This is a genomic window from Peribacillus sp. B2I2, from assembly GCF_041261685.1.
In the GTDB taxonomy this organism is placed as follows: domain Bacteria; phylum Bacillota; class Bacilli; order Bacillales; family DSM-1321; genus Peribacillus.
The window spans coordinates 716,754-729,700 of record NZ_JBGCCB010000001.1; the positions used below are offsets into that span (position 1 = coordinate 716,754).

Consider the following 12,947-nt stretch of genomic DNA (forward strand, 5'->3'; position numbering starts at 1 on the left):
AAGATGATAGAAGGTCTATTTGAAGGAAGGGGAATCTTGGGATGAATGATTCTTCAAATGAAGAAATGACATTAGAAAGAAGGAAGCGTATTTTCCAAGAAGAGCTGGATGTTTTATGGGAAAGGCGGCTCATCCCTAAATCAGAATATATCCGGATTAGCAGGGCATACAATCGGCATTTCCAATTAGCCCTCCATAAACAAAAGCGCTTAGAGCATGAAAAAAAGAAATCCATCCAAGGACCTGAGAAGGTTATCGGTGATAGTCCCGAGATGAAGGTTCAAGATAGCCTGATTGAGGAGTCTTCATTGGAATTACTGAAATCTGATGGATTGAACGAATCGATAATGAAAGGTGAGAATTCCGGGTATGAACCTAATAAATCAGTTTCGGAGGAAAGTCTTGAACCTGTCAAGGGGATTCCTGAAAGGAAACCGGTTATTCAACAGCAGGCAATCAAGCTGGAGAAACCAGTAAAACCGGCAAAGCTGAAGAAAACACCTGAGCAAATCAGGGAACGGAATATCTCTGTCATCCTGCTTACTGGGGTCATATTACTTCTGTTCGGCGGATTGATTTTAGCAACCTCTTCATGGGGGAATTTGAATGCGGTCCTGAAAGTTTTCTTCATAGGAATGGTTTCCGTCATTTTTGCGGGGATGGCCTTCATCGCTTCGAAGCTGAAAATTAAACAGACGGCTTTTGCATTCTTGACGCTAGCGGGTTTATTCATTCCGATTACGATTTTATCAGCTTCATATTATCGGATTTTTGGAGAGTACCTTTCACTTAATGGTGGGGGGCGGGGGCTTCTGGGGTTTCTTGGAGGATTACTCTGCTTAGCCATTTATTTTAAGATTGCTGACTACTTTAAGTCGAAAATATTCATTTTCATTTCCATATTCACGTTCGGTATTACCTGTTATTTCGGTTTAGCCTTTGTGACGCCGACAATCGAGTGGATGTTTTTGGCCATTGGCATTCTTAATTTAATTCTATTATGGAATATTGAGCAATTGAAAAATCAAAAAGCATTAACGTTATTCAAACCATTCATTTTTCAATTCATCCAGTTTAAGATCATCGTTGAAGCCTTTGTAATCTTGACGTTATTTTCTAGTAACTTGGTGTATTCACTAACTTTGATGTTCTTTTCTGTTTTGTTTTTAATTTTTGCCGTAAAATTTCAAAAAAAATATTATGAAATGGCTTTTAGTGCCGTTTTTACGTATGGATATATCCATTTTGTTTCTAATTCATTATTAAGTGAATACATGGTCATTGCTTTTGCACTTGTACCAATCATTTTTACCGCTCTTTCAAAATATCTGGCCAAATTCAAAATGACTAAGCTTTCGAAGAATTTCATGTTTACAAGTTTGATTGAGAGCGGGATCGTTTTCTTATATATAAACGCGATGGCTTACCAGGAAGTCTATGCGCAAATATTCATCGCGCTCATGATAGTATCCGCACAGCTTGTCTATGTTTCCGTTCAATCGAGAAAATCAAGCTTCACGTACCCTGCTGTTGTTGTTTTCAACTTAGCGTTCGTATATCTTTTCTTTGCTTTACCAGTCACTTTTTCTACCGGTTTGAATTTGATTTTTGTTCTTCAGGTCATTCAATATCTTGGATTATATTTATATAACCGTCACCCGAAGTACAGCCTGTTTAAGCGGAGTATCTTACTTATCTCCCCAATGACCATGTTAGTGATACTGACCAGTAAATTCAGCGAAATGGATTGGCTTGCAGTTAGCGTAGCCCTTGCCATGATCTCTGGACTTTTCTTCATCACATATATTAAAGACGATAGTAAGCATATGAAGGAAAACGCCATTTACGGATTTCCAATCACTTTCGTTTTGGCTTTGGTTGCTTTCTATCCATATTTGTTGGAAGGTTTAGAGTGGGTCCGTTCATATATCCCGGTCAGCCTCTATTTAATGGGGGTTTCGCTGATTTCAATAGGTGCAGCTTATACATTTAAAAAGGAATATCATAAATTCTTTCCTGTTTTTTCATATAGTGGACAGATTCTTTCCTTCCTTTCCTTGATATGGATCCCATTCGATTCACTGAATCCTTTGGAGGCAAGCGGAGTGATTGCTGTAGCTACTGCAATAAATGGTTGGTCCGTCCATATCCATCGGAAGCACATATTCTGGGTGCCTGTGGTAATTACAAGTGCCAGCTTATATGCTTCACTCTACGATGTTTTTGATTTTGGTTCAATGGTGTTGAAGATTGCGTTCGTGTTGATCGGCCCCATTATCTTTTTCCTATTAGGAGAATGGCTTGGGAAATACTCAAAAAATGGGAAACTGTACTTCTTTTACGCAAGTCACCTTGCCAATTTACTGGCGATTCCTGTTGGATATATGCTCATTGCCCAAACGGAAAGTTCGCCGTTCCTATATGTTGCGCAACTGTTGATTTATATTTTGAGTGCTTTTAGGGCGCATGTGAAATGGGGAGTATACGTTTTTACGTACCTAGGGTTTTCAGTCCTTTTCCTACAGGTCCATTTATTTGTGGTAAACATGGAGCAAATGGTATTCATTACATCAATATGCATGATGATAACAGCAGGACTCATAACCATTCTGTGGGCGTTATCCAATAAGAATTGGAAAGGAATCATGGAGTATTACCTTATTCCATTCATTCATTTAGGGATAAGCATATCCATCTTGGAAACGGCAATCCGGGACTTTCCGCTTAACCGCGAGTTGGTCTGGGTAGGGGTGATGGCTGGACAGTTCTTGTTTGCCTGGTATCTGCTCATGCAAAGGAATTGGCGGAACTATGTTGTGATTCCTCTGACCCTGGCGTTCATTTTCTACAATATGTATGCAAATACATTACCTCTGGTTTTTGCGATAATCGTATTGTTTGTATGCATGGCTGTGATGGTGTTTGCCAGCAGTCGCCATTTCAAAGGATTGGTCAACCAAGAGGGAACGAAAAGAGTCATTGATTATTATCGGATTTATGGCCTGTTATATCTCTGTACTCTGAATCTGGAAGCGTTTATGGGCGGTACAGGATCTGCGATTTTGGGGATTTTTGTTTCCCTGCTGTTGCCTAGCTACTTTATCCTGATGAGAAGATTCACGATCTATAAGAAAGAAAGAAGCATTTACTCAGGAATAGCAGCCATCATCGGACTTTTCCCTTTCATCAATATCATAGACTATGCCCATACACTCCCAGTCGTCACGAGTTTGGCTGTTCTTTTCGGCTGTATGGCAGGAATGTTGTTGCTAAGCAGGCTGTATTCCAGCGGGTTACTCAAGAAAAACGGATCGGGCATCATCAGCTTTGATCCTTTCAGAATCTATGGTTTATTCTTTGTAATCGATATGAATGCGGAGGTTTTTCATGATAATGATCAACAGTTACTCCAAGTCTTTGTATCGTTTTTGTTAACCGCTTATTTCATTTTCCTGAGAAGCTTAACAACGGAAAAGCAAGAAAGGAAAATCTATTCCAATATTGCTGCTCTAGTCAGTCTATATCCTTTGCTAATCATCATCGACTATGCCGACAGCCTATCGGTTGTAATGGGATTGATGGTCCTTTTCAGCTTTATGTTAGGAATGCTGCTTTTAAGCCGACGTTATTTCAATGGCTTAATCAAAAAGGAAGATACAGGTATTACTATCGATGGATACAGGATATATGGCCTGTTATTTTTACTGGCCATGAATAGGGGAATTCCAGTAACTGAAACATCAAGCCAGTTACTCGAAGTTTTTGTCTCACTCTTGATCACGGTTTACTTCATCTTGATTGGAAGTTTCACAAAGGATGTAAAAGAAAAGGGCATCTACGTTTGGCTGACGGGAATTATCAGTTTGTATCCGTATTGGACCATCATCATGTATACGGCCACATTACGGCATTTGGTTGGTATGACAGTCCTTTTTGGGTGTGCGGCCATAATGGTACTGCTTAGCAGGAAATTCTTTAAAGGCCTGCTGACTAAAGGCGGGGCAGGACTTCAATTGGACTTTTACAGAGTCTATGGCTTGCTGTTTCTTCTTGCCATGAACATGGATGTTTTGACGGGGGGACCAGCACATTTCCTTCTGCAAATCATCGTGGCACTGTTGATTCCAATCTATTTCATTTTGATGAGAAGCACGACGACAGGAATGATGGAAAGAAAAACCCAATTAGCTGCAGCGATATTATTCAGTCTCTATCCGTATTGGGTCATCACGGGTCAATTCACGATACCAGCTGTACTTGAGGAGGAGGTAAATATACTGCCGCTGTTCATTGTCAGCACCATTCTGCTGAGGAAAATCTTTGTTAAAGGCAAAATCACACAATATATCGAGATGGGTATTGTATTCCTCCTGTTTTTAGTCTTGATCATTGATGCAATGGCGGGCAACACTTTATACGATGCGCTCATTATCGGAACGGCGTCATTGGCAGCAATGCTCGTTGGCTTCATGATGAAATACAAATCCTATTTCATCGCTGGAACTGGCACCATTTTATTCAATGTCTATATGAATACCAATTCGATGTGGAGCGAGATGCCATGGTGGCTGTATTTAATCATCGGCGGAGGGCTGCTTATCGGAATTGCCTCTTTCTTTGAATGGAAAAAACAAAAAGACAACCGGACATCGAAGGAGGTTCTCGAGAAAAATAAACAAAGGATCAAGAATTGGTTCAATCGGTGGAATTAATGAAGAAGGAAATAGACGCCTTAAAAAATTTCCGATGAAGGCGATGCTTACCTATAATTTGAAGGAGATAGCCACTTGGACATGGTAATGTCTAATAATGGCCTAAAAGAGTGGCTTGCAGAGCCCCAATCTCTTAACCTTGGACGAAAATTCAAAGGGAATCTCAAAAGGGGTTCGGAATTTATAAATTCTGAACCCCTTTTGTCTACAAACTGAGAGCACTTAAAAGCTCTCTTTCTCTGCTTCTATTTTTTTTATTTCCTCTTGCCAATCATAAATTTCCATTTCCCACTGATCTATATTAGTTTGCAAAACATTAATTAAAAATGGTGAAAGGGCATTTCTATACTTTTTTAATTCTTTAATTAATTTCACTCGATCTTCAGTTAAACCTTGTACTAATTTTTTCTTGTTTTCCAAATTTGCATATACAAAAACTGGTCTGAACTTCCGTATCTCTTTATCATCCATATCAGTTGTAACTCCTTGGAGCAATAGTGGAAAACATTAAAATCGCTGCTAAAATCGCTGGAAATTTTTTCTTATCCTTTTAATTAATAATCTAAAAGCTATAAATTAAATTCTATAAAAATTAATAGGGGACATTGTTCCAATTTTGGTTAATATCTTTTCAATTTTGAATGATCTTCTGAAAAAACTAAACTCATACTAGAATCTATCTAACTTTTCATGGAGCTGGTTTTGAAGACTTTCAAAACATCTGAGATAAAGTTTGTGAAGAATTAGTAGAAATCCATTATGAGAACATCATCAAAATCATAAAAAACCACTCTGAAAGCATACAGAGTGGTTTTTTCGCGTTTATTCAAATGTTTTTCCAAGCGAAAAGCTCATGACGAACAAGAACTGCATGAAGAACAGCTAGAAGAGGAATCAGAACTGCTGTCATGGGAACTGTTATGATCGCCACCATGGCCGGATCCAGAGGAAACTGTGTTCGATTCATTCCCGAAAATATCTTTAAATTCGCTGTCAAAATCATCGGTACTTGCATAAGTGAAATAGGCAGGAGCTGCGTAGTCCGTCTGGTCGTACGTTTTCCGCCAATTCAATTCTGTCATGGGGCGATTTTCTTTAAATTGGGAAGTGAAAGATTCAAAGGTCCGTTCCGCTTGTATACTTGTCGGTTTCCTCATATATTTCTCTTTTAACTGCTCCAGCTCCAACGTTTCAAAATCGCGGAGAAGTGTTTGCCCTTTATCATGTTTGAAAAATTTGCCCCATTTTTGAATGGAATGGGAATCCACCGTAAATAGCTGTACATAGTAAAAGTCAAAAAGAGTACGCTCTTCGGGTTTGAAAACAGGTTCTGAATGCGGATGGTGTTGAATGGTCCTACCGATGAAAGCCTGGCAAAACTCATCATATTCCTGTCTATATTTCAGCATGATGTGCCATAACTCATCGATGACTGAATTAAACATTTCAACTTTTCCAAACACTGCAGCCATAATCAAATACCGTTTCAATTCACGCCAAGCCTGATTGACCTTTATCTGTGAGTCACGTGGATGCTTCAGTCGGAATTCAGCATTGACCTTTTCCATATAATTGAAATCCAGTGCTTTATTAAGCTTTTCTATCAATGCTTCTGAAACGATTTCCGTTGCATGCAGATCTAAAGTTTCCGCATGGTATTTACGGAATTCATTTTGATAACGTTCTAATTTAGCCGGTTCACTTAGCCCTTTAACGAAATTGACCAGGAAAACAGCAAAAATTGCCGCAAGAATGACATAAAAGAAGGTCATTTTTGTCCACTCCTCTTAATCTATGTATATTGTACTTTAACATTATCTTACATGTTATTGGAAGGGATTGTAAGTTGTTGTTTGGAATTCCGTCCAAAATGTTCTATTTACTGTATCGATTAAGCTGGGTAGGTAACATTCCAAAAACACCTGAATCCGGTTTCGTCCTTTCCTTGGAATTGAAGGGATTTTCAATCAAAGATCAAGCACTTCAAATAATGCCCCCAATCTAGTATAGTTAGTATGGAAAAGGGGTGAAGGCATGTACTTGACAATTAAAGAGACTGCGGAATATTTATCGATGCCGGAATCTTATATAGAAAGTTTGATCGTTCAAAATAAAATTCGCACCGTTCATGACGGTGAGCAGCATTTGATTTTTAAAGAGCAGTTTAATATGCATCTTGAACAGATGGAAAAATATAAGAAGCAATTGGCGGATTATTATAACGAACCCATCCCCGAAGATATCGATGTGAAGGATGAAGATTAGCATCTGCCCATGGCAGATGTTTTTTCATGCATGAATGACAGTGGAATTATGAAATCGGATGTTCTAAAAAGCTCTTAACTAACGTCTGTATCATGAGGCTTACTGATCATTCAAAAAATTTTGTTGTCAATGGAAGGTAATTGTAGTAGAATCCCTCAATTCCGTGTAAAATAATAAGTAGAAGGAATTATCAAGGCAGAATGGTAGTTAGGAGATAGGTAAGTGGTAAAAGAGTATTTGCAAAGCGAAGGTTTTTCAAGGTTAATTACATTAATTGTGTTAGTCCTCTTTTTAATAAGCATCGGAAGTATGGTTAATATCGTGTTATTCACATTTGTTTTCACTTTCCTGATGGGAAGGCTGGAGCAATTTATCATGATTCGGCTGGATAAAGTGATGCATATCAACTCTAAGTTTGTTATAAGTTTTTTATATGCAGTCGTCATTTCTAGTTTAGCCATCGTTCTTTATAAATATCTACCGGTCATTACGCTACAATTCACGGAATTAGTCACACAGATCGTTTTCTTCTTTCAACATCCACCAGATAGCAGGGTCATTCAATATGCCATTAACTTAATGAACGAGCTGGAATCGCCGCTCGATCTTCAAAAACAGATGAATACACTCTATCTTTATATATCCGATTTCGGTAAACTGGCATTTCAAATTTTCATTTCCATGTTGCTTAGTCTATTTTTCTTATTGGAAAAAGATAAAATCATTCGCTTTACATCAAAATTCAAGCGTGCCAAATTTAAATCTTTCTTCATAAACCTAGGACACTTTGGCGTCAAATTCATCAATTCATTTGGAAAGGTGATTGAGGTCCAATTCTTGATAGCCATTACGAATGCTGTCCTATCGGTAACTTTCTTATGGATACTTGGCTTCCCTCAGTTGCTCGGTCTAGGAATCATGATTTTCTTCCTGGGTTTGATACCGGTTGCAGGGGTCATCATCTCCCTCATTCCACTTAGCATGATAGCCTATAGTATCGGCGGCATGCCAAAAGTGATTGCTGTGCTCATCATGATTGTTGTGATCCACGCAATTGAAAGCTATATTTTAAATCCGAAATTCATGTCGGCAAAAACAAATCTTCCAACATTTTTCACCTTCATCATCCTCTTGTTTTCCGAGCATTTCCTAGGGATATGGGGATTGATCATCGGGATACCGATCTTCATCTTCCTTTTGGATATGTTAGATATTGAAGAGGGCAATAAGGAAGTTCCATAATAATCATTTAAGCAGCGGCCACGCTAATTTGGCCGCTGCTTATTTTTATTCTATTAAACCTTTTGAAAGTTTCACTTACTGTTTTCAATATAATATCCATTAATACGAGAAAAGGGAAAAAGTCTGCCCATTTCCCCATTAAAGAATATTTGCATTTTTGATTTACCGAGTTAATTGATTAAACTTTTATTTTACTAAAGTTATTTGTCGATTTTTTATTGAATAAAAAAACAAATGAACGTATAATATTCTTAAAAGAATATACTGAATGTTCTCTAAAGTTAGATTTATCTGTTTTTTTAAAAGAGAGTTTACGAGAGAGAAGAGGGGATTATTTTGAAAAAGGTTTCTTTTTTAGTGTTTGCCATGGTAGCTTCTTTGTTACTAGTCATGACAGGATGCGGAAAGGATAAAGAAGTCTCGACAACTAGTAAAGAAGAAGAGTCCAATGGAAAAACACTCAGAATCGTGACTGACGCCAATTATGCTCCATTTGAATTTCTTGAAGGCGATAAGATTGTAGGATTCGATGTTGATTTCATCAACGCCGTTGCTGAAGAAGCAGGTTATGAAGTTAAACTGGAAAGTGTTGGGTGGGACCCGATTTTTGTTGAAATCGAATCTAAGAGAGCGGATGTCGCAATTTCTGCGATTACAGTGAATGACGAAAGAAAACAATCTTATGATTTCTCGGTTCCATACTTTTTATCAACTAACAAGATTCTCGTTCCTGAGAAAAGTGATATAAAATCAGGAAGTGAATTGAAAGGGAAGGTCATTGCCGTTCAGACTGGTACAACTGGACAGGAAGCGGTAGAGAAACTCCTTGGAAAAAATCATAAGGACATCAAAAAATTCGAAAACAATAACTTGGCCATTCAGGAATTACTGAAAGGTGGAGCTTCGGCTGTCGTAGCTGATAATACGGTTGTTGAGGAATATGTGAAAAATAACCCCGATCAAAAACTGAAAGTCGTTGAAGATAGCAAAAGTTTCAATGAGGAATTTTATGGTCTTATGTTCCCGAAAGGCAGTGAATTGAAATCGGAGTTCGATAAAGCTGTGAATGCCATTTATGAAAATGGAAAATATGCAGAAATTTATAAAGACTGGTTTGGTACTGATCCAGATATCGAAACATTGAAAGCACAACAATAAAAACAAGTGGATAGTAAAAGATTGCGTAACTTTACGTGTGAAGTTACGCAGTTTTTTTGGTCTTTAGGAGGGAAACGGAATGAGTTTTCGCTGGGATATTATTTTTGAATATGCTCCTTTCTTATTAAAAGGAACACTGCTTACTATAGGGCTGTCGGTTTCCTCCATCCTCATCGGAACCTTCTTGGGGTTATTGATCGGTTTAGGGAAAATCATGAGAAACAAAGTGCTGGCCTTTCCATTTTACTGTTATGTCACGGTTTTTCGCGGAACACCGCTTTTAGTTCAAATCTTTTTAATCCATTTTGGAATTGTGCCCTTTTTTACCGGTGAAACGAATGCAGTAACCGCCGGGGTCATTGCTTTATCTTTAAATGCAGCCGCATATATTGCAGAAATTTTCCGTGCGGGCATTCAATCCATCGATAAAGGGCAAATGGAAGGATCACGTTCATTGGGGATGACCCATACCCAAACAATGATTCATGTTGTATTGCCTCAAGCTTTCAAACGAATGATCCCTCCTTTAGGAAATGAATTCATTGTATTATTGAAGGATTCGTCCCTGCTTTGTGTCATTGCAGCCCCGGAATTAATGTATTGGGGAAAGGCGATGGGGAGTCAGTACTTTAAAGTGTGGGAGCCATATTTGGCGTGTGCCTTCATCTATTTATTCCTTACGCTCATTTTAAGTTTCGTATTAAGTAGACTCGAAAGAAGGTTGAAAACAGAATGATCAAGGTCGAGAATCTAAAGAAGTCATTTGGGGAAAATGAAGTATTGAAAAATATCAATGCAATCGTTTCCTCTCAGGAAGTAGTCGTTGTAATCGGGCCTTCTGGATCGGGTAAATCCACTTTCCTCAGGTGTATCAATCAACTTGAAACGATAACAGGAGGGCATATTTTCATCGAAGGACTTGATACCACAGACAAGAAGGTCAATATCAATAAAGTCCGAACGGAAGTTGGCATGGTATTTCAGCATTTTAACTTATTTCCACATAAGACTGTTCTTGATAATATTATGCTTGCGCCTCTAAAGGTCCGCAAGATTTCCAAAGAACAGGCTTCCCAAAGAGGGATGGAACTGCTTAAGAAAGTGGGGCTTGCCGAGAAAGCGAACGCATACCCGGATTCATTATCGGGGGGGCAAAAGCAACGCGTCGCAATAGCCAGGGCTTTGGCGATGGAACCAAAAATCATGTTATTCGACGAGCCGACTTCCGCTCTAGATCCGGAAATGGTCGGTGAAGTCCTTGAGGTCATGAAGCAACTTGCTAAGGAAGGTATGACCATGGTAGTGGTGACCCATGAGATGGGATTTGCAAAAGAAGTTGGTGATCGCGTCATTTTCATGGACGAAGGCTATATTATTGAAGAAAACACCCCCAGTGAGATTTTTGATAATCCCCAGCAGGAAAGAACCAAAGCCTTTTTGAGCAAAGTGCTTTAATAACGTGTTAAAGAAAAAAACCTTCCGTTAATGGAGGTTTTTTTTGGGAGCATATCAGGGGTGGTTCATTTGATGGATGAAGCACCTAAAAGCGATTCAGGGCTTTTACCGAGCACAAGCATACTGATTTTGGCATATCCAATATTTTTATTTTGGGAGAAGGTTTGAAGTAATACCTGGATATTCGGATCATCCTTTAACTTTTGAACTTCCTCTATATATAATCTGATAACGGAGGGCATAACGAATTCAGGGGTGTATTCGTTTGGGTTTTCATCCATGATTAAAGTGCCCATAAATTGATATTTAAATTGAAAAGTCCGTGTTAAGGCAACGACATGGAGCAGTTTATTAGATAGTTCGGGGTATGAATATTTAATTTTTTCCAGAGCTGCTTTTGTTTCGTGTAACTCATCGACACTGGATAAAGTGATCATGAATATCTCCTTTCAGAAAAAATGGAAACCATCAGCAGTTACCGTGCTTTTTACTCATACCAAGTCTAACCCCGCCGTTACGTATTGTAAAATGGTTAGATGTTATCAAATGCATAACCAAAATCTATGATAGTGCTTACATCCCATCAGGCAGATAAAATTCACTCGTTACGAGATAACGCTTCCCTCGTATATTTCAGCCATTCTTTTGCAGCGTATGAAAGGTAATGGTCCTTACTCCAAATGAATCCCAAATTCCAACTAATGGAGGGGTTTTTAACCTTGATTGACTTCACGCGTTCATCATGACGGCATAAACTTTCAGGTAATAGAGCAACGCCAAGTTTACAGTAAACCATTTCCTCAATGAAATCCCAGCGTGAGCTTTCAATAACGGTATGTGGAGAAAAACCGGCTTCATTACAGGATGAAATGATGAGATCTCGAAGGACGTAATCCTTATTGAATAAGATGAAAGACTCGTTTTCCAAATTAGCCAAATCGATTTCTTCCAGACAAGAATGTGGATGGGAGGGATGAACAATCAAGTTAATGTCTTCTTCTAAAAAAGCAAAATGATGAAAAAGTGCGGTGTTGGTTGGCAGGACAATAACGCCTATATCAATTAAGTCATTTTGGACGGATTCTTCAATCTTTTTTGAACCATCCTCTACTAATTGAAAGGTAATATTGGGATATTCCTCATGAAAACGGCTAAGAATTCGGGGGAAGAAAGAAGCGTCGATGATCGGCGGCAGGCCGATGCGTATATGTCCCTTTTTCAAACCTAATAAATTGTCCATTTCCGTTTCTAAATTGTGAAAGGCCATATCTATCAATTTTGCCTGCTCCAAGACAACCCTGCCTGCATCGGTCAAGATCAGTTGCTTACGCGACCGATCAAAAAGCTCAACACCTAGCTCGGTTTCCAGGTTTTTAATCATCTTGCTGATGGTCGGCTGGGTAATGAATAAATGGTCGGCAGCCCGAGTGAAGCTGTTGAAATTGGTTACCTCTATAAAGTATTGCAAATGCTTAATATCCATTGCGTCACCTGTTATCCTCGTTTAAAATTAGTTTCATTTTACCCGTAAACGGAAGTGTTTGTAAAACACGATAAGTTTTGATGGGGTTTCATGCACGCATAAAGAAGCTGGATTCCAAAGGGAAACCCAGCTATGAAAGGGCCGGCATGAATATCTGCAGTAAATTTTATTTGACCAACAAGACGGGCACTGGGGAATGTTGAACGATATAGTGGCTCACGCTGCCTAGGAATTCCTTGAAACCACTCAATCCGCGGCTGCCCATGATGATAAGGTCACAATTACGGGATTTTGCATGTTCCAATAAAGTCGTGATGGCTGAACCCTCTACGACAAATGTTTGGGATTCATTCGGGATTTCTGATAATAACGCTTCCGCTTTTTTTATCACTTCATTTCCATAATTGAGCATGGATTCTTCAATTTCCTGAAAGGCATTGCCATATATATTTGGTTTGATTGGCAACGTTACAGCGTGAAGCACCTGGATTTCGATGGTGGGATCCAACTTGGCTAATTCAATCGCTTTTTCTAAAGATTTAAGTGCCAATTCAGATTCATCGTAAGCAACTAATATTTTTGAGCATAGCATTGATCGATCATTCCCTTCTTTTAAAGAATATACCCATAGT

General features: G+C 38.7%; 12 protein-coding genes. 7 read left to right on the forward strand and 5 right to left on the reverse strand.

Annotated features, from left to right (window positions below; genetic code table 11):
* Positions 1-41: 41 nt before the first annotated feature.
* Positions 42-4,712 carry a hypothetical protein gene (locus ABIE66_RS03595; RefSeq protein ID WP_370013878.1) on the forward strand — a complete coding sequence of 1,557 codons (4,671 nt, stop codon included), beginning with the start codon at positions 42-44 and terminating at the stop codon, positions 4,710-4,712.
* A 222-nt stretch (positions 4,713-4,934) separates the two neighbouring features.
* On the opposite strand, the gene ABIE66_RS03600 is transcribed toward ABIE66_RS03595, so the two are convergent.
* Both ABIE66_RS03600 and ABIE66_RS03605 read right to left on the reverse strand, forming a co-directional pair.
* A complete protein-coding gene (locus tag ABIE66_RS03600) occupies positions 4,935-5,183 on the reverse strand; it encodes a hypothetical protein (protein WP_370013879.1) in 249 nt (82 codons plus the stop codon).
* Positions 5,184-5,563: 380 nt separating this feature from the next.
* A complete protein-coding gene (locus ABIE66_RS03605; RefSeq protein WP_370013881.1) occupies positions 5,564-6,484 on the reverse strand; it encodes a glycine-rich domain-containing protein in 921 nt (306 codons plus the stop codon).
* 98 nt (positions 6,485-6,582) lie between these two features.
* On the opposite strand from ABIE66_RS03605, the gene ABIE66_RS03610 reads away from it, so the two are divergent.
* The 6 genes from ABIE66_RS03610 (at position 6,583) to ABIE66_RS03635 (ending at position 10,832) form a co-directional block, all read left to right on the forward strand.
* Positions 6,583-6,717, forward strand: coding sequence for a hypothetical protein (locus tag ABIE66_RS03610; RefSeq protein WP_370013883.1), 135 nt, complete (start codon positions 6,583-6,585; stop codon positions 6,715-6,717).
* Positions 6,718-6,746: 29 nt separating this feature from the next.
* Entirely contained in the window at positions 6,747-6,977 is a 231-nt protein-coding gene (locus ABIE66_RS03615) for an excisionase family DNA-binding protein (protein WP_289323741.1), read from the forward strand.
* Positions 6,978-7,199: 222 nt separating this feature from the next.
* Entirely contained in the window at positions 7,200-8,219 is a 1,020-nt protein-coding gene (locus tag ABIE66_RS03620; protein WP_370013885.1) for an AI-2E family transporter, read from the forward strand.
* Between the two features lie 336 nt (positions 8,220-8,555).
* The gene (locus ABIE66_RS03625) at positions 8,556-9,377 is read left to right on the forward strand and encodes a basic amino acid ABC transporter substrate-binding protein (protein WP_289317940.1); all 822 of its coding nucleotides are present in this window, start codon (positions 8,556-8,558) and stop codon (positions 9,375-9,377) included.
* Between the two features lie 79 nt (positions 9,378-9,456).
* Positions 9,457-10,113: an amino acid ABC transporter permease gene (locus ABIE66_RS03630; protein ID WP_289317939.1), complete on the forward strand. Its 657-nt coding sequence runs from the start codon at positions 9,457-9,459 to the stop codon at positions 10,111-10,113.
* Positions 10,110-10,832 (forward strand): amino acid ABC transporter ATP-binding protein, encoded by a 723-nt coding sequence (locus tag ABIE66_RS03635; protein WP_370013886.1) that lies wholly within the window; start codon positions 10,110-10,112, stop codon positions 10,830-10,832. Before ABIE66_RS03630 ends, ABIE66_RS03635 begins: the two co-directional genes overlap by 4 nt.
* A 65-nt stretch (positions 10,833-10,897) precedes the next feature.
* Here ABIE66_RS03635 and ABIE66_RS03640 read toward each other — a convergent pair whose 3' ends face one another.
* The 3 genes from ABIE66_RS03640 to ABIE66_RS03650 all read right to left on the reverse strand — a co-directional run bounded on the left by ABIE66_RS03640 (position 10,898) and on the right by ABIE66_RS03650 (position 12,907).
* A complete protein-coding gene (locus ABIE66_RS03640; protein WP_370013887.1) occupies positions 10,898-11,269 on the reverse strand; it encodes a hypothetical protein in 372 nt (123 codons plus the stop codon).
* Positions 11,270-11,430: 161 nt separating this feature from the next.
* Positions 11,431-12,315 (reverse strand): cidABC operon transcriptional activator CidR, encoded by an 885-nt coding sequence (cidR, locus tag ABIE66_RS03645; RefSeq protein WP_370013888.1) that lies wholly within the window; start codon positions 12,313-12,315, stop codon positions 11,431-11,433.
* A gap of 166 nt (positions 12,316-12,481) precedes the next feature.
* Positions 12,482-12,907 (reverse strand): universal stress protein, encoded by a 426-nt coding sequence (locus tag ABIE66_RS03650; protein ID WP_289323745.1) that lies wholly within the window; start codon positions 12,905-12,907, stop codon positions 12,482-12,484.
* Between the last annotated feature and the right edge of the window lie 40 nt (positions 12,908-12,947).

Bases quoted from the DNA above. Each gene is read 5' to 3' on its own strand.
- ABIE66_RS03600 (WP_370013879.1), bottom strand. From the start codon at position 5,183: ATGGATGATAAAGAGATACGGAAGTTCAGACCAGTTTTTGTATATGCA.
- ABIE66_RS03595 (WP_370013878.1), top strand. From the start codon at position 42: ATGAATGATTCTTCAAATGAAGAAATGACATTAGAAAGAAGGAAGCGT.
- ABIE66_RS03635 (WP_370013886.1), top strand. From the start codon at position 10,110: ATGATCAAGGTCGAGAATCTAAAGAAGTCATTTGGGGAAAATGAAGTA.
- ABIE66_RS03610 (WP_370013883.1), top strand. From the start codon at position 6,583: ATGTTCTATTTACTGTATCGATTAAGCTGGGTAGGTAACATTCCAAAA.
- ABIE66_RS03615 (WP_289323741.1), top strand. From the start codon at position 6,747: ATGTACTTGACAATTAAAGAGACTGCGGAATATTTATCGATGCCGGAA.
- ABIE66_RS03640 (WP_370013887.1), bottom strand. From the start codon at position 11,269: ATGATCACTTTATCCAGTGTCGATGAGTTACACGAAACAAAAGCAGCT.
- ABIE66_RS03605 (WP_370013881.1), bottom strand. From the start codon at position 6,484: ATGACCTTCTTTTATGTCATTCTTGCGGCAATTTTTGCTGTTTTCCTG.
- ABIE66_RS03630 (WP_289317939.1), top strand. From the start codon at position 9,457: ATGAGTTTTCGCTGGGATATTATTTTTGAATATGCTCCTTTCTTATTA.
- cidR (WP_370013888.1), bottom strand. From the start codon at position 12,315: ATGGATATTAAGCATTTGCAATACTTTATAGAGGTAACCAATTTCAAC.
- ABIE66_RS03650 (WP_289323745.1), bottom strand. From the start codon at position 12,907: ATGCTATGCTCAAAAATATTAGTTGCTTACGATGAATCTGAATTGGCA.